This window comes from Rhizobium esperanzae (assembly GCF_014197615.1).
Classification (GTDB): Bacteria; Pseudomonadota; Alphaproteobacteria; order Rhizobiales; family Rhizobiaceae; genus Rhizobium; species Rhizobium esperanzae_A.
Map to the genome: position 1 here is coordinate 64,076 of NZ_JACIFY010000010.1, position 26,725 is coordinate 90,800.

Below are 26,725 nucleotides of genomic sequence, written 5' to 3' on the forward strand. Positions count from 1 at the left end.
GCACCGTCGCTTCCAGAGCAATTCCAGCAAAACCGTGCCGCGGTTTTGCCGGGAAAAGCACTTTTGCCCAGGCAAAGCGCGAGGCGCTTTTGCCGGGAATCGCGTGAAAACAAAAGGCTGGAGCGGTTTCGTGATTCAAAGAATGACGGAAAGGCTCTCGCCGGATCCCTCATCGAGCCGCATGGCAAAGGCGACGGAGCCATCGCGCTCGAATTCGGAAAAGCCGAGGTGACGGTAAAAACCTCTGGCGCGTTGGTTGTTTGGATCGACACCAAGATGCACCGCTTTGATCCCGTGCTTTCGAAGCGCCTGAAGCTCGGTGCTGATCATCCTGCGCCCCCAGCCGCCCGACTGAAGACCGGGAAGAATGTTGATGTGAAGATGCGCGGGATAATCTTCTTGAAGCCACGTCGTTCCGCTGCGCGGATTTTGAATGCGTTCCACCACGTCGGCATCGCGCGCACAGGTGGGCGTCAGTCCGGCGATCTGTTGGCGCACGAACGGCCACCAGTTTGCGGCCAGGTCTTTGTCGAACCCGCTGGTATCGGGCGCCCCGACGACATAGCCGACCGGCCGGTTGTCCTCAACGAGAACGAAGGCAAAGTCTCTGGCAAATTTGAGATAGGGTACCGACCAGATGTAACCGGGCAGATGCGGGTCGCTGTAAAGCGCGCTGGCATCCTCGCCGCCATTGGCGGTTTTCAGGCAGATGTCGAAAAGAGCTTCGGTATCGGCTTCAATCGCCGGACGGATGAAGCAGTCGGTGTCCATCGCTTTGCCACCTCCTGCGTGGCGCTTTGTCGTCATAGGTCGCGAGAGAGACTCAATGCGTTGACGATTACCTCAGATTCGCAGGCCCGGCAAAGGCCTGGGCAAGGAAACGTTCGGCCGGTGCCATAGGCAAGGTTCGGACGGGGGAGTGGAGAATAAACCAAATGAGGTGGAGCAGATGAAAAGAACCGTGAAATCGATCAGCATACTGCCGGCATACCGATTGAAAGCCGCTGTCGCGCTTGCTGGCGCGGCGCTTATGAGTTTCGGCCTTTCCGCCGCCCGCGCCGACGATCTGGCCGTGTGGGACGACCAAACCTTCGAAGGCCAGAGCGCCGTCATCGAGCAACTGAACAAGGAGTTCGAAGCCGCGCATCCCGGTGTCACGATCAAACGCACCGCCCGCACCTTCGACGACATGAAGCTGACGCTGAAGCTTGCGGTTTCGGCAGGCGATGGCCCTGTCATCACCAAGGTCAACCAGGGCGCCGGCGACATGGGCGCGATGGTCAAGGAAGGATTGCTCCTGCCGGTCGACGAGTACATCAAGAAATATGGCTGGGATAAGCGTCAGTCGGATTCCGTGCTTGCCCGGGATCGCTGGGACGGACCGAAATTCGGGGTCGGCAAGACCTATGGCATCTCAGGCCTCGGCGAGATCGTCGGTCTCTATTACAACAAGAAGATCCTCGACGACGCCGGCGTGGCGCTGCCGAAGACCTTCGAGGAACTCTTGGCCGATCTCGACAAGCTGAAGGAAAAAGGCGTCGCGCCCTTCATGATGGGCTCGGCAAAGCAGCATCTGGCCCTGCACATGATCGGCGCCATCGATCAGGCACATATCGACGCTGGCAATCGCGCCGAACTTGACGACCTGATCTACGGCAAAGGCGGCTCCTGGAACACCAAGGGCAACATCGAATCGGCCAAACTCGTGCAGAAATGGGCGCAAGGCGGCTATTTCTACCCGGGGTTCGAGGGCATCTCCGGTGACGACGCCGTCCAGCTTTTCATATCGGGGCAGGGCGCATTCCTGATCTCCGGAACCTGGTACTTCGGCGACATGCAAAATAATCCGGATATCGGCTTCATGGCCATTCCCGCTCCGAAGGGTGTTTCCAAGCCCATGAGTGTCGGCGGCGTCGATCTTGCCTGGGCGATCACGAGCCTGGCCAAAGACAAGGCAAAGCAGGACCTGGCCGGCGAATACATCGACTATATGGTTTCGGAAAAGGCCGCTGAAAGCTGGGCCGCTGCCGGTTATCTTCCGGCAACATCGCTGCCGGCGGATGCAAAGCCCAAGCTCACGCCGCTCCTGACCTCCGGCATCGAGATGTGGAAGACGCTCAACGCCAACGACGCGCTCGGCCATTACCCCGATTGGTCCAGCCCGACGATGCTGAAGACGATCGACGACAACACGCCACTTCTTCTGTCAGGCAAGATCACGCCCGAAGCCTTTGTCGATGCGATGGACAAGGATTATCAGGCCTATCTGAAGGACAAGAAGTAATAGCACGGGCGCACGTCACGGCCGCCCGCCCGGCGGTCGTGGCCTGCGTCTCGCCGATCCTGAAAGAGCGCCGAGAGCTCTGGCTTGCCGCGCGACGACCAGAGCTTTGGCTTCATGGAGTACTGGATGAAACGCTCCGCACTTGATGGCTCGCAGCATACCAATTTTATCTATCTATTGCCTGGATTGCTGCTCTACGTGGCTTTTGTCTTTGGGCCGATTATCGCGGCTTTGGGTTTGAGCCTGACCAGCTGGGACGGCTTGACCATGCCCAGGTGGGTAGGTCTCGGCAACTACGCCGATCTCTTTGCCGACAGTCGTTTTTACATCGCCTTGCGCAACAATGCCGAGCTGATGATCTTCTACTGCGTCCTGCCGCTCGTACTCGGCATCACGCTTGCCGCCTGCGTCTGGAATTTGAAGCAACGCGAACAGCTCGCCCTGCGGACGTTCCTGTTCCTGCCCTACATCATGCCGACGGCGGTGTTGGGCATCATCTGGGCATGGCTCTACAATCCTGCATTCGGTCCGTTCAACCAGTTTCTGAGAGCCGTCGGATTGGGCAGCTTCGCATTGCCCTGGCTGGGAGATTTCAATTTCGTGCTTCCCGCGGTCGGGATCGTTGCCACCTGGTATTTCTTCGGTTTTTGCATGGTCATCTTCCTCACCGGAATTCAGCGCATCGACCCGTCTCTTTTCGACGCTGCCAAGGTCGACGGCGCTTCGGCGCGAAAGACCTTTTTCTGGATAACGCTGCCGCTTCTCATGCCCGAGATAAGGGTGGTTTTGCTGTTGACGGTTATCGCGTCGATCAAAAGCTTCGACCTGATTTTTACAATGACCCGCGGCGGCCCCGCCAATGCGACGCTGGTGCCGAATATCTACATGTATCAGCTCGGCTTCGAGCTCAATCGGTTCGGCGCCGCAGCCGCCATCGCCATTGTCGGCGCGTTGCTGACCTTCGCAATCAACTTTGCAATTCACCGGCTGGTGGGCTCAAAAAGTAAAGGATTGGCTTGATGAGCCGTTCGTCCAACATCCCAGGCGCCACGTTATTCCTTCGCATTGTCCTCTGGCTTCTTGCTTTCGTCACGATCACGCCGTTCCTGCTTCTGCTGCTGACGTCGATAAAGAGCAAGCCTGACGTTCTCAGGGGCGCATTCGCTTTGCCGGCCTATCCGCATTTCGAAAACTACGTCGATGCTTGGAATGCCGGGCATTTCAACATCTACTTCTGGAATTCGATCACCGTTGTCATCCCCGTCGTTGCCGCCAGCGTCTTTCTCGGCCTGCTGACCGGTTTTGCCTTCGCCTACCTGTCGTTTCCGTTCCGGCGCACGCTGTTCGCCATTCTGACGCTCGGCATGATGGTGCCGGCGGAGGCCTTCATCATCCCGCTTTATTATGAAATGCGGTATCTCGGGCTGATCAATACCTATGCGGCTCTCATCGTGCCGCAGATCGCGATGTCGATCCCATTCTCGACGATCTTCCTCGCCAGCGCGATGCAGCAATTGCCGGAGGAAGTTCTCGAAGCGGCGGTCCTCGATGGCGCCGGACGCTTCTATATCCTGCGCAAGATCGTGATCCCGCTCATGATACCGGCAATGTCGACGCTGGCGCTCTTCCTGTTCATCTGGACCTGGAACGAGTTTCTCATTCCGTTCATTCTGGTCAATGACGACGCCTACCGGACGCTGCCCCTCGGTATGCTGTTTTTCCAGGGACGCTACACCGTCAACACGCCGGTTCTGACCGCCGGCGCGGTGATCGTGATTTTCCCGCTCATTCTGACCTATCTGGTTTTCCAGCGGCGGTTTATCGTCGGCTTGACGGCGGGAGCGGCGAAATAGACCGACATGCGCTCGGCGCTATTGTCTCTGGTTACGCTTGTGGCGCACTTCCAGCGCCGCGCAGCCCCAGACCGTGCCGAGCAGCAGATAGACGTGGCGCCAGTGATCGATATCGATGACGTTGCCGATCGTCGCATGGCCGAGGACCGAGATCCAGGCGATCATCAGAAAGGGCTGCCACGGCCGGTCGAGCAGCAGGTATCGGAAGCCGAGCGCCAGCGTCCAGGCGAGCATGCCGACATAGCTGACGAAGCCGAGCCAGCCATAGGTGGTGAGCGATTTCAGCCAGATATTGTGCTCGTCCTCGGGAAACATCGTGCCGAACACCAGCGGGCCGATGCCGAGCGGGCGCTCCATCATCATGGTGAAGCCGATCCGGTGGCGCTCGAAGCGGCCGAGATGTTCGCCGTCATATTGCTGCACCAGCTGGGCGCGTGTCGAAAACAGTTCGGCGACCTTGGGGATCTGCAGCGCCACCAGTAGCGAGGCGACCAGCATGATGATCGCCGCCAGCGACAGGACCAGCACCCGCAGGCGAAAGGCGCCGCTGCGCTCTTTCAGCAGCATGATGAAAATCAACAGTCCCACGCCGAGGGCGAACAGCCCCCAGGCGGCGCGGGAAAAAGAAAGGAAGATGCCGAGCGCCAGCACCAGCAGGGCGGCAGCCTTCAGCGGCGATTTCCTCAGGTCGCCGACCAGGATGCCATGGACGAGATAGAGTGACGGCGGCACCAGGAAGGGACCGAAGACGTTGGGGTCCTGGAAGGCGCCCTTGGCGCGGTCGTAGAGCGTGAAGATTTCCGCGCCGGGAAAGGCGTGGAAATAACCGAGTATCCCCAGCGCCGACGTGGCGACGGCAGCAAAGGCCCAGGCGTTGAAGATCAGCGGCAGCCGCTTGTGGCTGTCCTCGATGATCGCCGCGTAGAAGACTGCCGTCAGCGCCAGGAAGGTCGAAACCGCAATATACATCGGCCCCGTCGCCAGATCCCTCATCTGCGTCAGCGACAGCATGCCGCCGATGTTGAAGGTGAGCAGCAGGGCAAGCAGCGGTGCCACGCCGCGGGAGATCTTGAGGCCGAGGATGAACCAGAGGCCGATCAGCCCCGCCATCCAGAGTTCATAGGGCGCCGGCTCGTCGATCACGAAACCGGAGAGGAAGACGCCGAAGGCGACGAAGGCCGAGCCGATCAGGCGCAGCGTCATCCGCTGCGGTTGGGCGACACGGGGATATGTCGCCTCGATCGCGCTCAATAGGCGTTTTCCGTGTTGAGCAGCCGAATCGGCGTCAGGAACAGGATTTTCAGATCGAACCAGAGCGACCAGTTTTCGATGTAATAGAGGTCGTAGGCCGTACGGAACTTGATCTTCTCATCATTGTCGACTTCGCCGCGCCAGCCGTTGATCTGCGCCCAGCCGGTGACGCCGGGCGTGACGCGGTGACGGGCGAAATACCCCTCGACGACATCGGAAAAGGCACGATCGCGGGCCTGGGCGAGAACGGCATGCGGGCGCGGGCCGACCAGCGAGAGTTCGCCCCTCAGCACGTTGAAAAGCTGTGGCAATTCGTCGATCGAGCTCTTGCGGATGATACGGCCGACGCGGGTAACGCGCGGATCGGCCTTGGTCACCGCGGCCTTGCCCGTGGGGTCGGCCATGTTGGTGTACATCGAGCGGAACTTGAAGACGTTGATGACTTCGTTGTTGAAGCCATGCCGCTTCTGCATGAAGAAGACGGGGCCTTCGGAGGTCGCCTTGATGGCGATCGCCGTCGCCACCATCACCGGCCAGAGCAGCGCCAGCGCGACAAGGGTGAAGAAGATATCGAAGCCGCGTTTGGCGACGGAATCCCAGTCGCGGATCGGCTTCTTGAAAATGTCGAGCATCGGCACCGAGCCGACATGGGAATAGGCGCGCGGTCGGAAGCGCAGCCGGTTGGCATGCGCGGCAAGGCGGATATCGACCGGCAGAACCCAGAGTTTCTTCAAAAGGTCGTAGATACGCGCCTCGGCCGAAAGCGGCAGCGCGATGATCAGCATGTCGATGCGCGTCAGCCGCACGAATTCGACGAGCTCGGCCACGGTACCGAGCTTCGGATAACCGGCGACCATGATCGGCGAGCGCTTTTCGCCGCGATCGTCGAAGATGCCGCAGATGCGGATGTCATTGTCATCCTGCTGTTCGAGGATGCGGATCAGCTCCTTGGCCGGCTCGCCGCCACCGACGATGACGGCCCGCCGCTCCATGATGCCGTTGCGCGCCCAGTTGCGGATGCCGTAGGCGACGAGGAAGCGTTCGGCCGCAAGGAAGAGGGCGCCTGCAACGAACCATGGGGTATAGGCATCGATCATTGCCCAGGTGGTGCCGCGAACGAGCGCGAACAGGCCGACGGTCAGAAGAAGTGCGATCGTCCACGACGCCAGAATGCGCGGCATCAGCCGCAGCTTCGCCCGAAGTGCGGGAATGGTGTAGGCATCGGCAAGCTGCAGGCCGATAACGGTCAAGGCCGCAGCGATCGCCGCCATGCCTGCCCGCATCAGCGAGGAATCATTGCCGTCGCCGGACCAGAAAAAGTGGGTGATCAGGGCGATCGAAAAGAGTGCGATGAATTCCAGCAGCCGCAATTGCCCGATGATGATCACAGGCGAATTGGTCCCATCGCGGAACTGTTCGGCGATCTGCCGGGCAAAGGGATTGATTTCGGTCGGATCGGAAGGTTTTTCCTGACCCGTATCGCCGCGCGCCTCGATGTCGGAGACCTGCCTGCGCAGGGCTTCCACGTCGAATTGATCGCCTTTTTCCAGCTTGTTCATGGGGGCTTTTCGCTCGTTGTCAGCAAGCGAGTACCAGAAAGCCCCTAAGAAATATTTACGAGGCGGTGGGCATTGCCCGGCCGGCGTGCGGGATCGACGAGCTCATGGTATAATTTCAACACATCGCGCGCCATGACGGCGGAGGAAAACACCGCTTTCACCGCCTCCGGCTTCGGCATCGTCCTGGCGTGCCAGTCGGGTGTGCTCAGCGTTTCCGCCATGACGCGGGCGAGATCGTCGGAATTGCCGGCCTCGACCAGTGCCGCGCTGTCTGCGCCGAGCACCTCGGGAATACCGCCGACACGGCTGGCGATGATCGTCTTGCCGGCGCCGAGCCCCTCGAGCACGATATAGGGCATGGCTTCGGCACGCGAGGGAACGACGAGGTTCTGCGCCATGGCGAAAGCTTCGTGGACACGCATCGCCGGCAGCATGCCGATGCGCTTGCCGAGGCCGCGTTCGACCATCATCTCGCGGTAGCGGTCGCGATCCGGCCCGTCGCCGATCATCAGCGCCGACAGCGGCCTGCCGAGCAGCCGTTCGGTCTTGGCGAAGGCATCGACAAACAGATCGGGACCCTTGAGGTCCCGGAGCATTCCGACATAGATGAAATGTACGGCATCCGAGCGGGTGGGGATCGGCTCGAAATCGCGCTCGCCGATGCCGTTATAGATCAGTTTGGTCTTCGTCCGCGGTTTGCCCACCTTGCGCGTATAGGTGTCGCGCTCATATTCGCAGATGAAGACCAGCGCATCGGTGAAATATTCCTGCAGGCGCTCCATCCTGAGGACGAACTGTCCCCCGAGCGAGGAGCGCGAATAATGCAGGCTTCCGCCATGCGCGGTATAGAGGCGGGCTACGCGATACCTGTTCACCCGCAGGGCTGAGCCGGCAAGTCGCGCGAGCACGCCGCCCTTGGCGCCGTGTCCGTGCAGCACATCCGGCCGCAAACTTTTGATTTTCTTATACGTATCCCACATCGTCGCAATGTCGGACGGGCTGATCGAGCGCCGGATCGGCACGCGTGTCAGGCCGAGCGAGAGATAGGGACGGATATCGTCGAACAGGCTGTCCTCATATTCGCCGCCGGTCGAGCTGTCGCAGAGGATGCCGATGTCGTGACCGGCCTTGCTGTGCTCCTCGACGAGATCGCGGACATGGCGGAAGATCCCGCCGACCGGCGACCTGAAGCAATGGAGGATGCGGAGCGGCGGCTGTTCTGTCATCGCTCAGAAGAGCCGTTCGCGGACGTAGATCGTGTCGCCGGCGATGATCGGCCCCGATATGTTGATGCGGCCGGTCAGCACCTGTCCGTTGATCTTGCGGGTAACGTCGACCATGTTCTGGTTGGCGCGATTGGTAAAGCCGCCGGCAACGGCAATGGCATTCTGCACCGTCATGCCGGGAACATAGGCATACTGGCCGGGCTGGCCGACTTCACCCATGAGGAAGATTGAACGGTAGCGATCGACATCGATGGTGACGTCGGGATCGCGAAGATAGCCCTGCTTGAGTTTCTGGGCGATCTGCCCGGAGAGTTGCTGCAAGGTCCGGCCGCGGGCAGGGACCTGGCCGATGAGCGGGAAGGCGATATAGCCGGCCTGATCCACCGTATAGGTGTTGGTCAGGCTCTGCTGGTCGAAAACGGTTACACGCAACCGATCGCCGCTGTCGAGCGTATAGGGCTGGATGGTCGCCTCGTTAAAGGCCTTCGGCGCCGGCTTATACGTCGTGCAGCCGCCCAATGCCGCCGTCATGGCAGCAAGGCTCAGGGCCAGAAGAATCTTGGGCTGGACGACAGACATCCGTTCGTGCTCACAGAAAATGAACTTGGTAGAGCCGTTATCGATCCGTTAGGGTTAATGCCGGGTAAATACCGCTTGCAATTTCCCGCGTTCCTTCACCGGAGTTGCTCATTACTCTGTGAGATTGCCATTAACCGTTGAGTTACCATGGTCGTTTACGCTTGCGGCACCTTTGTTGTGGAGTAAGAGCATGTCCGGCGTAGTGCGTGATCAGGATGTGGACATCGACCTCGGCCAGTTGGTCCGCGCTGTCTGGGCGCGGCGGCTCAGGATTTTGACGATTACTCTCGTAGGGGCGGGCGTCGCCTTTGCCGGCGCCAAGATCATGTCGCCGCAATATCGCAGTGAAACCCGCGTCCTGATCGAACCGCGTGCGCCGGCCTTTGCCAGCACCCAGCAGGTCAACGACGCCGGCGCCGGTCCGCTGATGGATGAACTGAATATCGCCAGCCAGGTGCAATTGCTGCAATCGGCCGATCTTCTCAAGAAGGTCATCAACGATCTGAAGCTCTACAATCTGCCGGAATTCGACGACGCCGCCAACGGCTCGGCGATGGCCAGCATCCTGGTGAAGCTGCATCTGAAGAAGAATCCGCTGGAAAATCCGCCGGAAGAGCGGGTGATCGACGCCTTCGTCGAACGCCTGCAGGTCTACCAGGTGCCGGGTTCGCGCGTCATCGGCATCAGTTTCACCTCGAAGGACCCGAAGCTCGCCGCCGCCATTCCGAACGCCATGGCGAATGTCTATCTGTCGACGCAGAGCGGCGCCAAGCTCGATTCCAATTCCGAAGCGACGCGCTGGCTGGAGCCGGAGATCGAGGGCCTGCGCCGCAAGGTCAGCGAAGCCGAGAAGAAGGTCGCCGAATATAGAACCACGCACGGGCTGCTGCAGACGAACGGCACGACCACCTTTCCGGCCCAGCAGCTGAACGATATCTCCGCCGAGCTGACCCGCGTGCGCGGCGACAAGGCCAATGCCGAGGCGAGGGCGCAGGCTGTGCGCAATGCGCTGTCTTCGGGCGAGGCCTCCGATACGCTGCCCGACATCATGTCGTCCCAGGCGATCCAGCGGCTGAAGGCGACGGAATCCGGCCTGCAGTCGCAAATATCCGATCTGCAGACCAGTCTCCTCAACAGTCATCCGCGGCTGAAAAGCCTGCGTGCCCAGCTTGCCGATATCCGGGGCCAGATCCGCCAGGAGACGCAGAAGATCCTGGCGAGCATCGAGAATGAATCCAAGGTCGCGGATCTGCGCGCCAGCGAACTCGAGCGCCAGTCGGTCACGGTGCAGGCCAACAGCGCCCGCGCCGGCGAAGACGAGGTCGGTCTCAATGCGCTGGAGCGCGAGGCCACCGCCCAGCGCCAGCTGCTCGAAACCTATCTGGTGCGCTACCGCGAGGCCGCGTCCCGCGCCGACAGCAATTCGAGCCCGGCGGATGCCCGGATCGTTTCCAAGGCGATCGAGCCGGTCGATCCCTATTTCCCGAAGGTGGTGCCGATCGTCGTTGTCGCCGCCGTCGCGACGCTGATCATGAGCGCCATTATCACCATGCTCGCCGAACTTTTCAGCGGCCGGGCGCTCCGCCCCGTTGCTGCGTCTCCTGAAACAATCGAGGCGGAAGAGGTCGTCGAGGAGAAGGATGTCCCGCAGGCCGCGCCGATCGCAGCCATCGCCAGAAAGCCCGTCCAGCCGAGTATGCTTGCCGTGGTCGCTGACGAAGAGGATACGGTCGAGGATGTGACGGTTGCTGATGAGGCGACCGTGGACGACAACGAATTCTCCGTCGCCTCGGTTGCGGACTATCTCAGCGACAGCCGCGCGCCGCTGGCCATCGCGATATCTCCGACCGGTGATGACGGTTCGGCGGCGACAGTCTCGCTGACCCGCATGCTCGCCGATGCCGGCCGCCGCGTCATTCTGATCGACATGACCGGTTCCGGTTACCCCACGGAACTGATGGCCGAGGATCAGGCCGCTCCTGGCGTCACCGATCTGCTGTGCGGCGAGGCCGCCTTCGGCGACACCATCCACGGCGACCGCCTTTCCGATGCCCATCTCATCCCGCAGGGTCAGAGCGACGTGCGCCGCGCCATGCGCGGTGTCGACCGGCTGTCGCTGCTGCTCGATGCGCTCGCCGCCGCCTATGACCTCGTGGTGGTCGAATGCGGTTCGGCCGATGTCGCCGGCGTCTCGCGGCTGACGCGCAGCCGGGATGTCGAAATCATCCTCTCGCTGCCTGCGCTAGAGGAGACCATTTTCGTGGCGCTGATGACGGAATTTCAGGCGGCGGGCTACGAACGCGTCGTGCTGATGTCTGGCGGCGACGGGGCCGAGCAGATGCTCGGCCAGGCGGCCTAAACTAAAGCGCGTTGCGATCTTTCAGATTCGCTCCTCGCGCTTTAGGTCTTTGTTTTTACGCATGTCGTTATCGTAAAACCGCGGGCCACTTTTGCGCGACATGCTCTAGGTGTGAGCTTCCAATAGGTTGTCCATTCGATTCGGACCGGGAAAGCTGAGGTTGTCGAAGCTTCAGTGATTCTCGGGGGACCGAATGGACATCCATATGAATGCCCGCCTCACGCCGCGCAGTCGAGCGGTAATTGCGCACCGCGTGCTGATCGAAGGACAGCGCCCGATGGCCGTCGCCGCGGCTTTCGGCGTCTGCGTGAAGACCGTTTACAAATGGGTGAGGCGCTATCGACAGGAGGGCGAGGCCGGTCTCGATGATCGCAGTTCCCGGCCGCACCGCCTGTATCATCCGACCTCGCAGGCCACCGCCGCCCGGATCGAGACGTTACGCCGCCTGCGCATGACCGGCCAACACATCGCCAAGGAGACGGGTGTCTCACCAGCCACAGTCAGCCGCATCCTCAAGCGCCTTGGCCTGAACAAGCTCAAGGCCTTGGCTCCGGCTGAGCCAGTGCGGCGCTACGAACGCGACCAGCCCGGCGAGCTCATCCATATCGACATCAAGAAACTCGGCAAATTCAACCGGACCGGCCACCGCATTACCGGCGATCGCACCGGGCAGAGCAACAGCCGCGGCATCGGTTGGGAATACGTCCATCTGGCCATCGACGACCACTCACGCCTGGCCTATTTGGAAATATTACCCGACGAGACGCGACGCTCCTGTCTGCGCTTTCTCTTCAATGCCTTGCGCTTCTTCAAAGCCCATGGCGTCAAGGTGCAGCGCGTCATGACCGACAACGGTACAAGCTTCCGTTCCCATCGATACGCCAAGGCGCTGCGGCGGCTCAGCATCAAACACATCCGCACCAAACCCTATACGCCAAAGACAAATGGTAAGGCCGAACACCTCGTCCAGACCGCGCTACGCGAATGGGCCTATGCCAAGGCCTACGAAACCTCGCAGCAGCGCGCCACCGACCTGCCGCTCTGGCTCCACCGTTACAATTGGCATCGCCCGCACGGCAGCCTACAATCCAAACCGCCTGTCAGTAGACTCGGTCTGATCGGGGACAACCTGTTGAGGCTCCACATCTAGCCGATCCGCGCCCGGATGCTCTGGGCGAATTTGTAGAGCTTGGGGCGCGCCTTGATATGCGCCTTGCCGCGGGTGACGATCCGGTGCGCCGCACCGGCAGCGACGCCCAACGGCGAGACCGGCAGCACCACGTCGTAATGCGCGGTCTCCACCGGCGCCCAGGAACGCTTGTAGGTCTGGTCGCCGAGGCCGAAATCGAACAGCGCGATACCCTTGTCATGCAGTGCCGAGATGGTCTGCCAATAGAGGAATTCGCCGGGGCTTGTATCCGGCACCAGTTCTTCGTCGATCGCGCCGAACTGGCAGATGATGTGGTCACCCTTGCGTGAAATCCCTGAAATCGCGGCGACGCGGCCCTGATGTTCGCCCTTGAGCCGCAGCACATGCATCTGCAGCCCAAAATATCGGTTGGAGTCATCCAGCTTGTCGATAAGGCCGTGCAGGAAGGCTTGGGTCTCCTTGTCGGCGAAGACGTCGGGCAGGCCGAGGCTGGCGAAGCGGGCGCTCTTCAGCCGGAAGAACGTATCGAGCAGGCCGTGCTGTTCTTCCGATGTCTCGGGGACAAGGTATTCGAAGCCGCCGGCCGCCTCGAGACGTTTCGACTGAACACGGAATTTCTTGCGCCGGTTCTTGGCGTTGAGTTGCTTCAGCGTCTCTTCGAAAGTGGAGAGGAACGGTAGTTGGTAGGCGTGATTCTGGTTTTGCACCATCGGCAGCCCCGCAAGCGGGCTCTGCCGCCCACGCCATTCCAGCGGAATGTTCTGCAAGAGCAGCAGATCGGCGCGGCCCTTCAGCGCCTGCTGGAGCCGGCCGGCGAAGTCGTCGGGATCAATGGTTCCACCGGTTTCGGCAAAGCCTTCCGAGAACAGGCCGGTATTGATGTTGCTATGATCGGCGGCGATGAATTTTGCGACGGCAAGCCCACGGGATTTGACGATTTCGACCGGCAGAATGAACGCTGCCTTGCCGGAATAGGTGCCTTTGAGGATCGCAAGCGGCCGCTGAAAGGCGTTCACCCAGGCGGCGCACCAGTCGTAACTCTGATGCAGCGACTGGAGATTGTCGCGCTCCAGCGCCCGCCATTCCTCCTCCAGCGGCTGCATCGCGTCGAAAACACTGATGTCGACTTCGGCCATCGCGAGTTTCATGCTCAGCTGGCGCAGGCGCGAAATGGCCGTTTGGGCCAGCGCCCCGTCCTCCGACGGCTGTTCATGAACATCGAGCTTTTGCGTCTGCACGGCTTTTCTCCGGTCAAGAATGCTGAACGGGAAAGTAGGAATGCAGGACGTATATTTGGTTTACTCGCAGGCGATGGGCGAGGTTTTCCGCCGATCACGGTTATTCGGCCGTTAATGGCCTATTGCTGCCGCGGCCCGGCCATCCATTTGATGATCACCATTGCCGGCAGGACCCAGAGCAGGCCGGTCAGCAGGAAATAGAGCAGGTGTCCCCACCAGGGCGCGTTGCCGAGCGTTGCCACTGCGATCGTATTCGCCACCAGCGCATAGCCGAGCACGAGCACGATGATCAGGATCGTGCCGATGAATTTGCGGAGGTGGACAGGCATCGGTTATCTCTCGGAAGGGACGGGACGAACCGGCGCGACGGCATGCCGCAAAGGTTCGGGGCTTGTTTTGCATGAGCCGGTGGGGCAAATCAACTGCCGGATAGAAGGAGACATCATGGCCGTCGCAAACTTGACCACGGAACAGGCGATCCTGAGCGAAGTGCGCAAGCAGAACCGCGACCGCCGCGCCTTGCGCTTCTGGCTTGGTTTCGTGCTTTTGGCGCTCTTCTGTCTCGTGCTCGTCGGCGGCGCGACGCGGCTGACCAATTCCGGCCTGTCGATCACCGAATGGAAGCCGATCCACGGCGTCATCCCGCCGCTCTCGGCCGCCGAATGGGAGGAAGAATTCCGCCTCTACCAGCGTATTCCCGAATTTCAGCAATTGAACAGTTCCATGACCGTCGACGAGTTCAAGGGCATCTTCTGGTGGGAATGGGCGCACAGGCTGATCGCCCGCGGCATCGGCGTGATCTTTGCGCTGCCGCTCCTCTATTTCTGGCTGACCGGGCGGATCGAAAAGCGCCTGCGCTGGCCGCTTCTGGGCATCCTGGCGCTTGGCGGCCTGCAGGGCTTCATCGGCTGGTGGATGGTGTCGTCAGGTCTGTCCGTGCGCACCGACGTCAGCCAATACCGGCTGGCGACGCACCTCGTCATGGCCTGCCTGATCTTTGCCGGCTGCATGTGGATCATGCGCGGCCTCTCGCCACATTCGGATGATCCGGCGCCGGCCCGCAGTTCGCGCGGTTTTGCCGCCGCGATCGCCGTTTTCGCGCTGTTCCAGATTTATCTCGGCGCCCTGGTGGCCGGGCTCGACGCCGGTTTTTCCTACAATACCTGGCCGCTGATGGACGGCGCCGTCATCCCTTCCGATCTGCTGATTCAGCAGCCCTTCTGGATCAATGCCTTCGAGAACCCGAAGACGGTGCAGTTCATTCATCGCATCGGCGCCTATACGCTCTTCGCGCTGACCTTGATCAACATGGTGATCGCGCTTCGCGCCGCATCGTGGACCACCCATGCACGCCGCGCCGTGCTGCTCTTCTCTCTGGTGACGCTGCAGGCGGCGATCGGCATCGCCACGCTGCTGATGCAGGTGCCCCTTCACTGGGGCCTGCTGCATCAGGCCGGCGCCCTGGTGGTTTTCGGTTTCGCCGTCGCCAACTGGCGCGGCTTTTACGGCGAATACCCGCACGGCACGATGATCGCCGAGCACGATTGAGCGAAGAGCCTTCGTTCTACCGCAGCACCCCATCGAGCAGCGGCATGCCGATGATCGCCGCCGCGGCGATCAGAACGTAGCAGCTGATGCGGAAAGTCCGTTCCTCGGCGAGGCCGAACAGTTTCGAGCCGCCGTAGAGCCCGACCGCATAACTCGGCAGGATGACGGCGGTGAGCGCGAAGACGGCAGGCACGAACAGTCCGCCGACATAATAGCTGATGGCGCTGAAGACGGACGAAATCGAGAAATAGAGCACGACATTCGCCCTGACGCGGGTGAAGTCGCTCTTGCCGCCAAGCCAGTAGGCGACGACAGGCGGTCCGCCGAGCTGTGCCGCGCCGCTGAAAAGCCCGGCGATCAGGCCGACGCCGCTGGTGAGCGGCGCCGATGGGGCGCCGTGGTAGCGCCATCCCGATGCGAGGAGCGCGAGCAGGCTGATCGCAATGACGGTGATGCTCCAGCGCAAGAGCAGTGGATCGAGCAGCGCCAGCATCGCCGTCCCGGCCGGCACGCCGAGCGCAGCACCTGCCGCCATGACGAAAACTTCTCTCCGGTTGGCGCCGCGCCAGGCCGGCGGGATCATTCCGAGTGACGCAATGCCGTCGATGACGAGCAGGATCGGCGAGATCAGTTTTGGACCGACGATCGCGCCGCCGAGCGGAACGAAGATCAGTGCGGCGCCGAAGCCCGAAAAGCCGCGGGCGAGCCCGGCGATGAAGGCAAACGCCATCAGCGCATAGATGCCGTGGTCGGGCGGGGCTGTGGTAAACCATGCGTGCACGCCATCGACGAGCGCATCGAGCGTCATGACATCAGGCTCCGTGATTCTGGGATCGGCGGCGGGGACGGTTTGCTCTCATAGCCCATTCGGCACCGATGATCGAGCCGAAAGCGGTATTGCGGCCGCCGACGAGGCGAGCGGCCGCAAGGAAAATTCCTGAGGAAGAACTCGGCGCAAAGCCCGAGCGGCATCCTTATCGATGCCGCCGCTCACGCCTTACGAGGCGAGCATCAGGTCCATGTTCTGGACGGCGGCGCCCGATGCACCCTTGCCGAGATTGTCGAGCAGTGCCACCAGATTGACCTGCGCAGCGCCCGGAGTGCCGAAGACGAAGAGCTTCATCGTGTCCTTGCCTTCGAGCTCGACGGCGTTGACCCGGGAGAGCGCCTTGCTTTCGGCGAGCGGCACGACGGTAACGATATCCTGGCCGGCATAATGGGCGGCGAGGGCGGCATGAATGCTTTCCATCGTCGTGCCTTCGGAGAGGTCGCCGAGATGCAGCGGCACCTGCACGATCATGCCCTGTGCGAACTTGCCGACAGACGGCGAGAAGATCGGCGCACGGTCGAGCAGGCCGTGCACGGTCATTTCCGGCACGTGCTTGTGGGTCAGCGGCAGGCCGTAGAGGAAATGCGGCGCGGTGATCGCATCCGGGTGATCCGCATTTTCCATCTGCGCGATCATCTGCTTGCCGCCGCCGGTATAGCCGGAGACCGCGTTGACCGTGACCGGATAGCCGTCCGGCAGGATGCCGGCGGCCCGCAGCGGCCGGATGAGGCCGATCGCGCCCGTCGGATAGCAGCCGGGATTGGCGACGAAACGGGCGGCTTTGATCCTGTCGGCCTGCGCGCCGTCCATTTCGGCAAAACCATAGGCCCAGCCGGGATTGACGCGGAAGGCGGTCGAGGTGTCGATGACGCGCACATTGTTGTTGGCCGAAACCATCTGAACCGCTTCCTTAGACGCATCGTCGGGCAGGCAGAGAATGGCAATGTCGGCACTGTTCAGCATGTCCTCGCGCATGGTGGCGTTGCGCCGCTCGGCTTCCGGAATGGACAGAAGCTCGACATCGCGGCGGCCGGCCATGCGCGTGCGGATCTGCAGACCCGTCGTGCCGTGCTCGCCGTCAATGAAGATTTTCGGTGCCATGTTAAACCTGCGCTTTCAAGGGGTTCTGAAGATTTCCGGATTCAATTTCAACGATGATAAATCAGCCTTGTGACACCGCGATGGCGCGTCGCTCGGCATGAAGGCCAAGCATATACATTGCCACCGTTGCCCCCGCAATGGCGGTGATATCGGCATGGTCGTAGGGCGGTGACACCTCGACCACGTCGGCGCCGCGGATATCGAGCTGGTGCAGGCGCTGCAGCACCGAGAGGATCTTGGCGCTCGACGGGCCGCCGGCAACCGGCGTGCCGGTGCCCGGCGCAAAGGCCGGATCGAGGCAATCGATATCGAAGGTCAGATAGGCAGGGGCACCGCGGGTGTGGGAGATGATCGCCGAAGCGATGTCGCCGGCGCTCATCTCCTCGACCTGGTGACCGTAGAGAATATTGACGCCGCAATCCTCCGGCGCATGGGTGCGGATGCCGATCTGGATCGAGCGGTCGGGATCGATGATGCCCTCGCGGACCGCCCGTGCCACGAAGGAGCCGTGGTCGATGCGCCGGTCTTCGTCGAACCAGGTATCCTGGTGCGCGTCGAATTGCACGAGGGCAAGCGGCCCATGTTTTGCAGCATGGGCTTTCAGCAGCGGCCAGGTGACGTAGTGATCGCCGCCAAGCGTCAGCAGAAAGGCGCCGCTGTCGAGGATGGCATTGGCCTGGCGTTCGATGGCCGCGGGCGTATCCTGGTGATTGCCGTAGTCGAGCAGGCAATCGCCGTAATCGATCACCGCCATCTCGGCGAAGAGATCGCGATTGAACGGATATTGCGGATCATTGTCGAAGATCGCCGAGGCGCGCCGGATCGCCTGCGGTCCGAAGCGCGTGCCCGGCCGGTTCGAGGTCGCGGCATCGAAGGGAATACCCCAGACGGCAACGTCGACGCCGGCAAGTTCCTTGGTGAAGCGGCGGCGCATGAAGGACAGCGCCCCGGCAAAGGTCGGATCGCCGGCGGCGGAGGTAAGGCTGGTCGCCGTGAAGGCGTGGTCAATCGATCTGTTCGCCAAGTCATGCTCCTTTTTCGGTCGCAGAACTACAGCCGCGTTCGATGCGGATGATGCGTTGCATGACGCCGTTCGACACCGGAGCGTCGGGCGTCGGGTCTGCGCGACGATTTGGCGATCCGCTCGCGCGCAGAAAGGGGTAGGCGAGGTGCGGGCAGATTTCAAGCAATCGTTCGGATGACGGCCGCTCATTGTCATCGAGCGGCCGTCCTTTTCCGTTTGTCTCAGACCGATTTTCGCAGGCACCGCAGTCCAGCCAGGGTCGTCAGCGCCGTCACGCAGACATAGCCCACGAGTGGCCAGGCGCTGTCGCCGCCGAGCAGAAACACGAAGAGGGTTCCGGCAAAGCCGACGATGATGCTCTCGACGCAGAAATAGATCGCGACCGCCGTTCCTGCCGTATCGCCAAAGGCATCGAGCGCGCCGTTGGCGGTGACCGCCGTCGCAAAGACGATGCCGATCGCGATGACCCACATCGGCACGACGAAGCTGACCAGGGAGGGTGGCAGAAACAATTCTCCAAAGGCAAGCAGGGCGGCGCCGAGGAGCAGTATCGCCATGCCTCTGGCAAGGCTGCCTGCAATGCCCCAGCGCATGACGAAACGTTTGGTGAGCCGAGCCGTCACGATCATCACCAGCGCCACCGTGGCAAAGACGAAGCTGAAGCCGGTGCCGGAGAAACCGGCTTTATCGATCAGGATACGGGGTGCCGTCGAGAAGAAGATGAAGAAGGCGCCCATCGCCGTGCTGAAACCTGATGTATAGACCCAGAAGGGAAAGCTGGAGAGGATCGGGCCGGCAGCGATCTTGGCGGTGACGGCGGGACGAGTTTCATGCCACCGCATGCCGGCGTTGAAAAGTGCGGCAACCGAAAGGAGGCCGATGACCAGGAAGATGGCGCGCCAGCCGAAGTGATCGGCGATCAAGGCTCCGGCGATCGGGCCCACCGCGGGCACGAAAGAGAGGATAGAGCCGAGAAGGCCGTAGATCGTGCTGCTTTCGGGATGCCCGGCATAGACGTCACGCACCGTTGCGAATGTTGCGACAAGGGCCGCCGAGGCGCCGACGGCCTGCAGCAATCGCAGCACGACGAACAGTGGCGCCGACGAGGAGCCGGCAAGCAGGAAAGAAGAGGCGGCAAAGAGTGCCGTTCCTGCGAGCAGCACGGGCCGTCGTCCGACAAGATCGGAAATCGGGCCGAACACGATCTGCCCGGCGCCGAGCACGAGCATGTAGAGGCTGAGGGTCAGTTGGATGACTTCGGGCGAGGTGCCGAGCGCCTCCGGCATAAGAGGCACGATCGGCAGATAGATATCCATGGCCAGGGAGGTCAGAATGTCGAAAGGCGCCATCAGCGCCAAGGTTGCCGGCACGGAATAGGTCCAGCGCCGGATTTGGGAATAAGACATGGGAAAGTACCCGCTCAAATGATTTCATTCGGCGGCGATCTGTCTTTTCATCCATATCGAGATTGGCCGGACAGACGCCGCAACAACAGGGCAGAGTTGTTGCGGCCTATTTGTCTGCGGACTTGGTTGTTCCCATCATGCGCCCCTGCTGCGGCTCCGTTCGTTGCCGAAGCGCTTTGCCCAATTTCTACCAACAGAACCGGATTGCGGCAATGGCGGGCCTTTACGCTTCTGCTTGGGCTTCAAGCCGCGCAAAACAAAAAAAAGGCCGGGTTGCCCCGGCCTTCGTAATTTCGTCTGTCCGAAGCGATTAACGCTTGGAGAACTGGAACGAGCGGCGGGCCTTTGCCTTGCCGTACTTCTTGCGTTCGACGACGCGGCTGTCGCGGGTCAGGAAGCCGCCCTTCTTCAGCACCGAGCGAAGGCCCGGTTCGAAGTAGGTGAGCGCCTTGGACAGGCCGTGGCGAACGGCACCGGCCTGGCCGGAGAGGCCGCCGCCGGCAACGGTTGCGATGATGTCGAACTGGCCGTCACGGGCAGCCGCAACGATCGGCTGGCGCAGGATCATCTGCAGCACCGGACGAGCGAAATATTCCGCGAATTCCTTGCCGTTGACGATGATCTTGCCGGAGCCCGGCTTGACCCAGACGCGGGCGACGGCGTTCTTGCGCTTGCCGGTCGCGTAGGAGCGGCCGAGCGAATCGACCTTGCGGACGTGAGCCGGAGCAGCAGCTTCGGAAACCGTGCCGAGATCCTTCAGGGAGGAGAGGTCAGCCATGATCAGGCGCTCCTTACGTTCTTTTTGTTGAGCGCGGCAACGTCGAGGGCGACCGGCTGCTGGGCTTCATGGGGATGGTTGGAGCCGGCGTAAACGCGCAGGTTCTTCATCTGGCGACGGCCGAGCGGGCCACGCGGAACCATGCGTTCGACGGCCTTTTCGAGGACGCGCTCCGGGAAGCGGCCTTCGATGATCTGGCGCGCGGTGCGTTCCTTGATGCCGCCGGCAAAACCGGTGTGCCAGTAGTAGACCTTGTCGGAATACTTCTTGCCGGTGAAAACCACCTTGTCGGCATTGATGACGATGACGTTGTCGCCGTCGTCAACGTGGGGGGTGAAGGTTGCCTTGTGCTTGCCGCGCAGGCGCATAGCGATGATGGAAGCGAGACGGCCAACGACCAGCCCTTCGGCGTCGATGATCACCCACTTCTTCTCCACCTCTGCAGGCTTCTGGGAGAAGGTTGCCATAGTGAATACTCTCTTTTGAGACCCTTGGCCCGAGGGCTTGAAGGGCGTTTCTTGTTGCTTGGATTGGCAGGCTTGCGGCATGCCAAAAAGAAAGCAGCCCGGACAGGCTGCGTTCTGGGGCGGTCTATAGAGGGAATGTGACATCAGGTCAATATCGGCGCTCTGGAGACCTGGAAAAATGCGCAAGCAAAAACAATAGGTTAGATATATGGTATTATGTTACCACACATTTGTCGGCTGAACGGCTGCCGTGCCTGACACTTTTCGCACCTTTGCAGGGGTTGAAAGAGCATGGCGGCCGCTAATCCTTAAAGGCGCGCAGGCATTTCATCATTTCGCGAAGGCCGCGCGTCAGATGTTTGTCCCGGCGCACGACCATGCCGAGGCGGCGCGTCAGTTTCGGCTGCAGCGATGACGTGGTCACCAGGCCGGCGCGCTCGCGCTTCAGCGCCAGCCCCGGCAGGATCGACCAGCCGAGGCCGACGGCCACCAGTTCCTTGATCGCCTCGATGCTGCCGAACTCCATCGCCGGCCGGATCCTAGCCTCCGGTGCGGCCAGCCACGCATCGATTGCCCGCCGCGTATTGCCGCCCTCATAGAGCAGCAGCGTCCTGTCGCGCATGAAGGCGGCGTCCGGTCCGCCGTCGGGTATGAGACTGCCCGCCGGAGCGACGGCCAGCAATTCCTCCTCGTAGAACGGTTCGATCTCGAAGTTGCGCCCCGCGGCCGGCAGGGCAACAACGGCGATATCGAGGCTGTTGGCCTCCAGATCGCGCAGGACGTCGTCGGCATCGCCGATGCGCACGGTGATTTCGAGGCCGGGCATGGATTTTCTGGCAGCAGCAATGGCGCGCGGCAGCAGGTGGATCGACGCCGTGCCGCCGCTGCCGATGCGCACGCGGCCGCTGGCGCCATCCCTGTAGGGCATCATCGCTTCTTCCGCGGCGGCCGATTCCTGCAGCAGGCGCCTTGCATGGGCGAGCAGGTCGAGGCCTGCGGCGGTCGGCTGCGCGCGCCGCCCGACGCGCTCGATCAGCCGGACGCCGAGCCGCTGTTCGAGCCCCTTGACCTGCAGGCTGACGGCCGGTTGCGTCAGCCCCTCCTTGTCGGCGGCGGCCGTGAAGCTGCCGAGATCGGCGACGTTGACGAAGGTTGCGAGCTGATCGAGGTTCAGCGCCATACCAAAATTTTCCTTATGTAAATCATAATATCCATAAGCTTCCTTCGCAGGGTTTTCCAGCCCATCCTTCAGCCGTTCAAAAAGGTAGAAGAGATGGCCATGGAACTAAGCGAAACCCTTGAGACGCCTCGCGATATCGTTCGATCGAATATACGCCGGACGGCGCGCTGGGGCCGGCTGCTGCTGGCCACCATCGAGCATCGCCTGGAAAAGCGCCGCAGCCGCCGCACGCTTTGCGAGCTTACCGACGACGAGCTTTGCGATGTCGGCCTGACCCGTGCGGAGGCGAAGGCCGAGATATCGAAATCCTGGTTCTGGTCTTGACGTCGCCGCTGCGGAAAGAGTGTATCCCGCTCGAAATTACCGGCGCGTTGTGGCAGAACACCTGTCTGAAAATCGAGCGCAGGGAGCATCATCATGGCCGAAATCGTATCCTTCCCGGACGCAGGCAGGTCGGACGGGTTGCTGCTGCGCTCGCTGCACGACGGCGTGCTGCGCCTGGTGCTGAACGACCCGCCGGCCAATGCGCTTTCGATCGCGCTTCTCGAAGCGCTGACGGCAGAGCTGGATAAGGCCGGACCGGATGCGGATATCCGCGTCGTCGTCATCGCCTCGACCGGCAATGTCTTTTCCGCCGGCCATGATCTCAAGGAACTCACCGCCCATCGCGCCGATGAAGATCAGGGCGCCGCTTTCTTCGAGAGGACCTTTCGGCTCTGCGCCGATCTGATGCTGAAGATCGCGCATCTGCCGAAGCCCGTCATCGCCGAGGTCGACGGGCTGGCAACGGCGGCCGGCTGCCAGCTCGTCGCCTCCTGCGATCTGGCGATCTGCACCGACACGTCGACATTCTGCACGCCGGGCGTCAATATCGGCCTGTTCTGTTCGACGCCGATGGTGGCCGTTTCCCGTGCTGCCCATCGCAAGCAGGCGATGGAGATGCTCTTGACCGGCGAGACGATCGACGCCTCGACCGCCAAGGATTTCGGCCTCATCAACCGTATCGTGCCGAAGCAGTATCTGGCGCAGGTGGTTTCCAAATATGCCGGAGTGATCGCCAGCAAATCGCCGCTGACCCTGAAGATCGGCAAGGAAGCCTTCTACCGGCAGCTCGAACTGCCGGTCGAGGCAGCCTATGATTATGCCGCCAAGGTGATGGTCGACAATATGCTGACGCAGGACGCGCAGGAGGGGATCGGCGCCTTCCTCGGCAAGCGCAAGCCCGAATGGAAAGATAAGTGACTATGCCAGCTTCAGGATCAGCCCGCCGAGCGCGATGACGACGCCGGCGACGTAGCGCCAGACGCTGGCCTTTTCCTTGAAGACGGTGATCGAGATCACCAGCGCAAACAGGATTGCGGTTTCGCGCAGGGCCGCGACGGTTGCGACCGGGGCTTTTGTCATCGCCCAGAGCGCCAGCCCGTAGGAAGCGATCGAGCCGGCGCCGCCGATGAGGCCGCGCCACCAGTTGCGGCGGACGTGACGCGCCACGGCGAAAGCGCCGCGCTGGGAAGCCGCCCAGGAAAACAGCAGCACCGGCGGCAGCAGCGACATCCATAATGTGTAGGAAACCGCATTGCCGGAAAGACGTGCGCCGATGCCGTCGACATAGGTGTAGCTGGCGATGACGCAGGCATTGGCAAGCGATAGCAGCACGGCGCGGCTGCTGCCGCGCCGCGCCTCCAGCGCGAGTGTCAGGACGCCGGCGCAGATCGTCATCGTGCCCGCGAGAGCGCCGGCGGAAAGATTTTCCTTCAGGATGAAGCCGCTTGTCGCGGCGATCAGCAGCGGCGCGCAGCCGCGCATCAGCGGATAGACCAGGCCGATATCGCCGGCCCGGTAGGCAGCGGCGACCAGCTGGAAGTAAGCGAACTGCAGGATGGCCGAGATGCCGATGAACGGCCAGGCCGCGCTGTGCGGCAACGGCAGAAATGCCAGGAACGGCAGTGCTGAAACCGCGCCGCCGGCCGAGATCAGCGCCGCATCGAGGGACTTATCGCTGCCGGCCTTGACGATAGCGTTCCATGTCGCATGCAGCAGTGCGCCGAATAGAACGAGCAGGATGACGTCGAGAGGCAAGGGGGTAATCCGCAAACAGGTAGGGAAGAGAAAACGCCTCGCCTTGGACGGGGCAAACTCTTGAAAAGACAACTGGCATTTGCACGAAAATGTACGGGAGACGGTCCCGGATACGTTCCTATGTCGAATATCATCCTTTCAATATGCAGACAATGTTGGGCTGCCATGGCAATTTTTACGTGCGCGCGATATGCGTTCAATCGGCGCCACGCTTTCAACTATGAGCTGTTTCTAATTTACGTGAGAACGTGAAGGGGGTTTATCATGAACAAAAGAAGAAATGGCTTGGCAGGAATTCGAAGTGGTTTATTCTATGCTACTGAAATACAGATATTATTCTATAACTTTGATATAGGTGAAAAGCAAAGCCGCTGGTTGTGTTATCTTGAATAAATCGCAGCGCGCGATTGAGTTCGAAACGCCCGCAACCGCGAAAGCGTCGCGGTTCGATATCCCGTGCGATGGTGAAAAATATCAGAGCTGATACTGCGGAACGAACAGCATCCCGTCCAGGTTGTCTATGTTCTGGCAGTTCAGAACGGGGCAGCGCGGATCGTCTTTCGAGGGAATGTGGGTCCACTCCGCATAATCGGTCGCATCGCAATAATGGCTGTTGCGCACGTAACGATCATAGAGAGGCAGACCGCGGGGCGACTGGTAACGGAAGATCACGGCGCCCTGATTGTGGATGGCGGCGCGCACGCTGGCGCAGCTCATGGTGAGCGGGTTGTAGCGCGAGATCGCCAGCGCCGGCGAGGCGGCGAGCACGAAGATGAGGGCAAGAGCGATTTTTTTCATCGAATCATCCTCAGAAAGTGTCCAATCATATATACGGAAAAGCCACGCAGCCGGTTTCACGGAAATGCAAAAAAACTGCGGGCCGTGCCGGCGGGCTTTCGGGAATGGAGAAGCGACCATGAACCACGACGCCTATACGGATGATTATCTCGCCGGAATCCTGCATTCCGTAAAGACCATTGCGCTGACCGGAGCCTCGCCCAATCCGGCGCGGCCGAGCAACGGCGTCATGGGCTATCTGCTGTCGCGCGGCTACGAGGTCATTCCCGTCAATCCGGGGCAGGCGGGCAAGCAGATCCACGGCCGCACCGTTTATGCCCGGCTCGCCGACGTTCCCGTGCCGATCGACATGGTCGACGTGTTTCGCGCCGCCGAATATCTGGACGGGGTGGTCGAGGAGGCGCTGGCGCTGCAGCCGCTGCCGCAGATCATCTGGGCCCAGCTTGGCGTCCGGGACGATGCCGCCGCCGCAAAGGCGGAGGCCGCCGGGCTCAAGGTGGTGATGAACCGCTGCCCGGCGATCGAGTACCCCCGTCTCATTGCCTGATCATTGCCTGAGTTGCGGTTCGCTGAGACGGATTTTCCATCGAACGCCCATGGGTTGAAACGGATCGCGATTAACTTTCATTCGCGGCAGGCTATGATCCTGCCCGTCAGCAACAACTGGAGGACGACATGGCCAAGAATGATCCGGGATTCAACACGTTGGCGATTCATGCCGGCGCCCAGCCCGACCCGGCGACCGGAGCGCGGGTGACGCCGATCTACCAGACGACCGCTTTCGTCTTCGATGATTCCGATCATGCCGCCGCCCTCTTCGGCCTGCAGGCCTTCGGCAACATCTACTCCCGCATCATGAACCCGACGCAGGCCGTGCTCGAGGAGCGCGTCGCAGCGCTCGAAGGCGGCACGGCGGCACTTGCCGTCGCCTCCGGCCATGCGGCACAGATGATCGTCTTCCACACCATCATGCGCCCCGGCGAGAATTTCATCGCCGCCCGCAGGCTCTATGGCGGCTCGATCAACCAGTTCGGCCATGCCTTCGAGAATTTCGGCTGGCAGGTGCGCTGGGCCGATTCCGCCGATCCGGCAAGCTTCGAAAGCCAGATCGACGAGAAGACGCGCGGCATCTTCATCGAGAGCCTCGCCAATCCCGGCGGCACCTTCGTCGATATCGCCGCCATCGCCGATGTCGCCCATCGCAACGGCCTGCCGCTGATCGTCGACAATACGATGGCGACCCCCTATCTCATCCGCCCGATCGAGCACGGCGCCGATATCGTCGTGCATTCGCTGACGAAATTTCTCGGCGGCCACGGCAATTCCATGGGCGGCCTCATCGTTGACGGCGGCACCTTCGACTGGTCGAAGTCAGGCAATTATCCGATGCTGTCGAGCCCGCGGCCGGAATATAACGGCATGGTCCTGCATGCGACCTTCGGCAATTTCGCCTTTGCGATCGCCGCCCGCGTGCTCGGCCTGCGCGACCTCGGCCCGGCGATCTCGCCCTTCAACGCTTTTCTGATCCTGACCGGCATCGAGACGCTGCCGCTCAGGATGCAGCGCCACAGCGACAATGCGATCGCCGTCGCAAAATGGCTGAAGGCGCACAGCAAGATCGCCTGGGTGAATTATGCCGGCCTCGACGACGACCCGAACCACGCGCTGCAGCAGCGCTACTCGCCGAAGGGCGCAGGCTCCGTCTTCACCTTCGGCGTCAAGGGCGGCTATGAGGCGGGCAAGGCGCTGGTCGAAGGGCTGGAACTCTTCTCCCATCTTGCCAATATCGGCGACACCCGCTCGCTCGTCATTCATCCGGCCTCGACGACGCACCGGCAGCTGACCGACGACCAGAGGATCGCGGCCGGCGCCGGCCCCGACGTGGTGCGCCTTTCCGTCGGCATCGAGGACGTCAAGGACATCATCGCCGATCTCGAACAGGCGCTTTCGAAGACTTGACTGTCCTGGGCGCGGCGCCGTTTGTAATTTCGCAGACTACGCTTGCCTGACACACCC

The 26,725-nt window shown here is 61.6% G+C and carries 25 protein-coding genes and 1 pseudogene; 10 read left to right on the plus strand and 16 right to left on the minus strand.

Annotated elements, in window-relative coordinates; translation table 11 throughout:
* Positions 1–135: 135 nt before the first annotated feature.
* Positions 136–771, minus strand: a complete 636-nt coding sequence (locus GGD57_RS14880) for a GNAT family N-acetyltransferase (RefSeq protein WP_184470956.1) — start codon at positions 769–771, stop codon at positions 136–138.
* Positions 772–949: 178 nt separating this feature from the next.
* Between GGD57_RS14880 and GGD57_RS14885 the strand changes: the two genes are divergently transcribed.
* From GGD57_RS14885 to GGD57_RS14895, 3 genes are all read left to right on the plus strand, one after another.
* Positions 950–2,284: an extracellular solute-binding protein gene (locus tag GGD57_RS14885; protein ID WP_184470958.1), complete on the plus strand. Its 1,335-nt coding sequence runs from the start codon at positions 950–952 to the stop codon at positions 2,282–2,284.
* A gap of 126 nt (positions 2,285–2,410) precedes the next feature.
* On the plus strand, positions 2,411–3,304 hold the full coding sequence (locus tag GGD57_RS14890; RefSeq protein ID WP_184471172.1) for a carbohydrate ABC transporter permease: 894 nt from the start codon (positions 2,411–2,413) through the stop codon (positions 3,302–3,304).
* Positions 3,304–4,137, plus strand: coding sequence for a carbohydrate ABC transporter permease (locus GGD57_RS14895; protein ID WP_184470960.1), 834 nt, complete (start codon positions 3,304–3,306; stop codon positions 4,135–4,137). The genes GGD57_RS14890 and GGD57_RS14895 overlap by 1 nt, the downstream gene beginning before the upstream one ends.
* Before the next feature lie 18 nt (positions 4,138–4,155).
* Here GGD57_RS14895 and GGD57_RS14900 read toward each other — a convergent pair whose 3' ends face one another.
* From GGD57_RS14900 to GGD57_RS14915, 4 genes and pseudogenes are all read right to left on the minus strand, one after another.
* Positions 4,156–5,388, minus strand: a complete 1,233-nt coding sequence (locus GGD57_RS14900; RefSeq protein WP_184470962.1) for an O-antigen ligase family protein — start codon at positions 5,386–5,388, stop codon at positions 4,156–4,158.
* The gene (locus GGD57_RS14905; RefSeq protein ID WP_184470970.1) at positions 5,385–6,947 is read right to left on the minus strand and encodes an undecaprenyl-phosphate glucose phosphotransferase; all 1,563 of its coding nucleotides are present in this window, start codon (positions 6,945–6,947) and stop codon (positions 5,385–5,387) included. The genes GGD57_RS14900 and GGD57_RS14905 overlap by 4 nt, the downstream gene beginning before the upstream one ends.
* A gap of 55 nt (positions 6,948–7,002) precedes the next feature.
* Positions 7,003–8,173, minus strand: a pseudogene (locus GGD57_RS14910) (glycosyltransferase family 4 protein).
* A 3-nt stretch (positions 8,174–8,176) separates the two neighbouring features.
* Positions 8,177–8,752, minus strand: a complete 576-nt coding sequence (locus tag GGD57_RS14915) for a polysaccharide biosynthesis/export family protein (protein WP_184470973.1) — start codon at positions 8,750–8,752, stop codon at positions 8,177–8,179.
* Positions 8,753–8,942: 190 nt separating this feature from the next.
* Between GGD57_RS14915 and GGD57_RS14920 the strand changes: the two genes are divergently transcribed.
* The gene (locus GGD57_RS14920; protein WP_184470975.1) at positions 8,943–11,111 is read left to right on the plus strand and encodes a GumC family protein; all 2,169 of its coding nucleotides are present in this window, start codon (positions 8,943–8,945) and stop codon (positions 11,109–11,111) included.
* A gap of 193 nt (positions 11,112–11,304) precedes the next feature.
* Positions 11,305–12,261: an IS481 family transposase gene (locus GGD57_RS14925; protein ID WP_184470977.1), complete on the plus strand. Its 957-nt coding sequence runs from the start codon at positions 11,305–11,307 to the stop codon at positions 12,259–12,261.
* On the opposite strand, the gene GGD57_RS14930 is transcribed toward GGD57_RS14925, so the two are convergent.
* Together GGD57_RS14930 and GGD57_RS14935 are read right to left on the minus strand one after the other, a co-directional pair.
* Positions 12,258–13,499, minus strand: coding sequence for a GNAT family N-acetyltransferase (locus tag GGD57_RS14930; RefSeq protein WP_184470979.1), 1,242 nt, complete (start codon positions 13,497–13,499; stop codon positions 12,258–12,260). The genes GGD57_RS14925 and GGD57_RS14930 overlap by 4 nt on opposite strands.
* Positions 13,500–13,618: 119 nt before the next feature.
* The gene (locus GGD57_RS14935; protein WP_184470981.1) at positions 13,619–13,828 is read right to left on the minus strand and encodes a DUF2842 domain-containing protein; all 210 of its coding nucleotides are present in this window, start codon (positions 13,826–13,828) and stop codon (positions 13,619–13,621) included.
* 115 nt (positions 13,829–13,943) lie between these two features.
* Here GGD57_RS14935 and GGD57_RS14940 point away from each other — a divergent pair, with 115 nt between their 5' ends.
* Complete coding sequence (locus GGD57_RS14940) at positions 13,944–15,047, plus strand: COX15/CtaA family protein (protein WP_184470983.1); 1,104 nt, start codon at positions 13,944–13,946, stop codon at positions 15,045–15,047.
* A 16-nt stretch (positions 15,048–15,063) separates the two neighbouring features.
* Here the strand turns inward: GGD57_RS14940 and GGD57_RS14945 are convergent, their stop codons facing one another.
* The 7 genes from GGD57_RS14945 to GGD57_RS14975 all read right to left on the minus strand — a co-directional run bounded on the left by GGD57_RS14945 (position 15,064) and on the right by GGD57_RS14975 (position 21,832).
* Entirely contained in the window at positions 15,064–15,855 is a 792-nt protein-coding gene (locus GGD57_RS14945; protein ID WP_184470986.1) for a sulfite exporter TauE/SafE family protein, read from the minus strand.
* 189 nt (positions 15,856–16,044) lie between these two features.
* The gene (gene argC / locus GGD57_RS14950; protein ID WP_184470987.1) at positions 16,045–16,977 is read right to left on the minus strand and encodes an N-acetyl-gamma-glutamyl-phosphate reductase; all 933 of its coding nucleotides are present in this window, start codon (positions 16,975–16,977) and stop codon (positions 16,045–16,047) included.
* Positions 16,978–17,038: 61 nt separating this feature from the next.
* On the minus strand, positions 17,039–18,001 hold the full coding sequence (gene speB, locus GGD57_RS14955; protein WP_126909832.1) for an agmatinase: 963 nt from the start codon (positions 17,999–18,001) through the stop codon (positions 17,039–17,041).
* Between the two features lie 221 nt (positions 18,002–18,222).
* Positions 18,223–19,407, minus strand: coding sequence for a CmlA/FloR family chloramphenicol efflux MFS transporter (gene cml / locus GGD57_RS14960; protein WP_184470990.1), 1,185 nt, complete (start codon positions 19,405–19,407; stop codon positions 18,223–18,225).
* Positions 19,408–19,717: 310 nt separating this feature from the next.
* Positions 19,718–20,185: a 30S ribosomal protein S9 gene (gene rpsI, locus GGD57_RS14965; RefSeq protein ID WP_003573972.1), complete on the minus strand. Its 468-nt coding sequence runs from the start codon at positions 20,183–20,185 to the stop codon at positions 19,718–19,720.
* 2 nt (positions 20,186–20,187) lie between these two features.
* Complete coding sequence (rplM, locus tag GGD57_RS14970; protein ID WP_010069368.1) at positions 20,188–20,652, minus strand: 50S ribosomal protein L13; 465 nt, start codon at positions 20,650–20,652, stop codon at positions 20,188–20,190.
* Between the two features lie 301 nt (positions 20,653–20,953).
* Complete coding sequence (locus GGD57_RS14975; protein ID WP_184470991.1) at positions 20,954–21,832, minus strand: LysR family transcriptional regulator; 879 nt, start codon at positions 21,830–21,832, stop codon at positions 20,954–20,956.
* Between the two features lie 93 nt (positions 21,833–21,925).
* Between GGD57_RS14975 and GGD57_RS14980 the strand changes: the two genes are divergently transcribed.
* Complete coding sequence (locus GGD57_RS14980; protein WP_184470993.1) at positions 21,926–22,156, plus strand: DUF1127 domain-containing protein; 231 nt, start codon at positions 21,926–21,928, stop codon at positions 22,154–22,156.
* 93 nt (positions 22,157–22,249) lie between these two features.
* Positions 22,250–23,074: an enoyl-CoA hydratase gene (locus GGD57_RS14985; protein ID WP_184470995.1), complete on the plus strand. Its 825-nt coding sequence runs from the start codon at positions 22,250–22,252 to the stop codon at positions 23,072–23,074.
* Here GGD57_RS14985 and GGD57_RS14990 read toward each other — a convergent pair whose 3' ends face one another.
* Entirely contained in the window at positions 23,075–23,911 is an 837-nt protein-coding gene (locus tag GGD57_RS14990; RefSeq protein ID WP_184470997.1) for an EamA family transporter, read from the minus strand. It abuts the gene before it with no gap.
* 474 nt (positions 23,912–24,385) lie between these two features.
* On the minus strand, positions 24,386–24,709 hold the full coding sequence (locus GGD57_RS14995; protein ID WP_184470999.1) for a hypothetical protein: 324 nt from the start codon (positions 24,707–24,709) through the stop codon (positions 24,386–24,388).
* A 118-nt stretch (positions 24,710–24,827) separates the two neighbouring features.
* Between GGD57_RS14995 and GGD57_RS15000 the strand changes: the two genes are divergently transcribed.
* Positions 24,828–25,256, plus strand: a complete 429-nt coding sequence (locus GGD57_RS15000; RefSeq protein ID WP_184471001.1) for a CoA-binding protein — start codon at positions 24,828–24,830, stop codon at positions 25,254–25,256.
* Positions 25,257–25,384: 128 nt separating this feature from the next.
* Positions 25,385–26,668, plus strand: a complete 1,284-nt coding sequence (locus GGD57_RS15005) for an O-acetylhomoserine aminocarboxypropyltransferase (protein WP_184471003.1) — start codon at positions 25,385–25,387, stop codon at positions 26,666–26,668.
* Positions 26,669–26,725 lie beyond the last annotated feature (57 nt).

Coding starts and splice junctions, on each gene's coding strand:
- GGD57_RS14880 (WP_184470956.1), bottom strand. CDS start 771: ATGGACACCGACTGCTTCATCCGTCCGGCGATTGAAGCCGATACCGAA.
- GGD57_RS14885 (WP_184470958.1), top strand. CDS start 950: ATGAAAAGAACCGTGAAATCGATCAGCATACTGCCGGCATACCGATTG.
- GGD57_RS14890 (WP_184471172.1), top strand. CDS start 2,411: ATGAAACGCTCCGCACTTGATGGCTCGCAGCATACCAATTTTATCTAT.
- GGD57_RS14895 (WP_184470960.1), top strand. CDS start 3,304: ATGAGCCGTTCGTCCAACATCCCAGGCGCCACGTTATTCCTTCGCATT.
- GGD57_RS14905 (WP_184470970.1), bottom strand. CDS start 6,947: ATGAACAAGCTGGAAAAAGGCGATCAATTCGACGTGGAAGCCCTGCGC.
- GGD57_RS14915 (WP_184470973.1), bottom strand. CDS start 8,752: ATGTCTGTCGTCCAGCCCAAGATTCTTCTGGCCCTGAGCCTTGCTGCC.
- GGD57_RS14920 (WP_184470975.1), top strand. CDS start 8,943: ATGTCCGGCGTAGTGCGTGATCAGGATGTGGACATCGACCTCGGCCAG.
- GGD57_RS14925 (WP_184470977.1), top strand. CDS start 11,305: ATGGACATCCATATGAATGCCCGCCTCACGCCGCGCAGTCGAGCGGTA.
- GGD57_RS14935 (WP_184470981.1), bottom strand. CDS start 13,828: ATGCCTGTCCACCTCCGCAAATTCATCGGCACGATCCTGATCATCGTG.
- GGD57_RS14940 (WP_184470983.1), top strand. CDS start 13,944: ATGGCCGTCGCAAACTTGACCACGGAACAGGCGATCCTGAGCGAAGTG.
- GGD57_RS14945 (WP_184470986.1), bottom strand. CDS start 15,855: ATGACGCTCGATGCGCTCGTCGATGGCGTGCACGCATGGTTTACCACA.
- argC (WP_184470987.1), bottom strand. CDS start 16,977: ATGGCACCGAAAATCTTCATTGACGGCGAGCACGGCACGACGGGTCTG.
- cml (WP_184470990.1), bottom strand. CDS start 19,407: ATGTCTTATTCCCAAATCCGGCGCTGGACCTATTCCGTGCCGGCAACC.
- rpsI (WP_003573972.1), bottom strand. CDS start 20,185: ATGGCTGACCTCTCCTCCCTGAAGGATCTCGGCACGGTTTCCGAAGCT.
- rplM (WP_010069368.1), bottom strand. CDS start 20,652: ATGGCAACCTTCTCCCAGAAGCCTGCAGAGGTGGAGAAGAAGTGGGTG.
- GGD57_RS14975 (WP_184470991.1), bottom strand. CDS start 21,832: ATGGCGCTGAACCTCGATCAGCTCGCAACCTTCGTCAACGTCGCCGAT.
- GGD57_RS14980 (WP_184470993.1), top strand. CDS start 21,926: ATGGCCATGGAACTAAGCGAAACCCTTGAGACGCCTCGCGATATCGTT.
- GGD57_RS14985 (WP_184470995.1), top strand. CDS start 22,250: ATGGCCGAAATCGTATCCTTCCCGGACGCAGGCAGGTCGGACGGGTTG.
- GGD57_RS14995 (WP_184470999.1), bottom strand. CDS start 24,709: ATGAAAAAAATCGCTCTTGCCCTCATCTTCGTGCTCGCCGCCTCGCCG.
- GGD57_RS15000 (WP_184471001.1), top strand. CDS start 24,828: ATGAACCACGACGCCTATACGGATGATTATCTCGCCGGAATCCTGCAT.
- GGD57_RS15005 (WP_184471003.1), top strand. CDS start 25,385: ATGGCCAAGAATGATCCGGGATTCAACACGTTGGCGATTCATGCCGGC.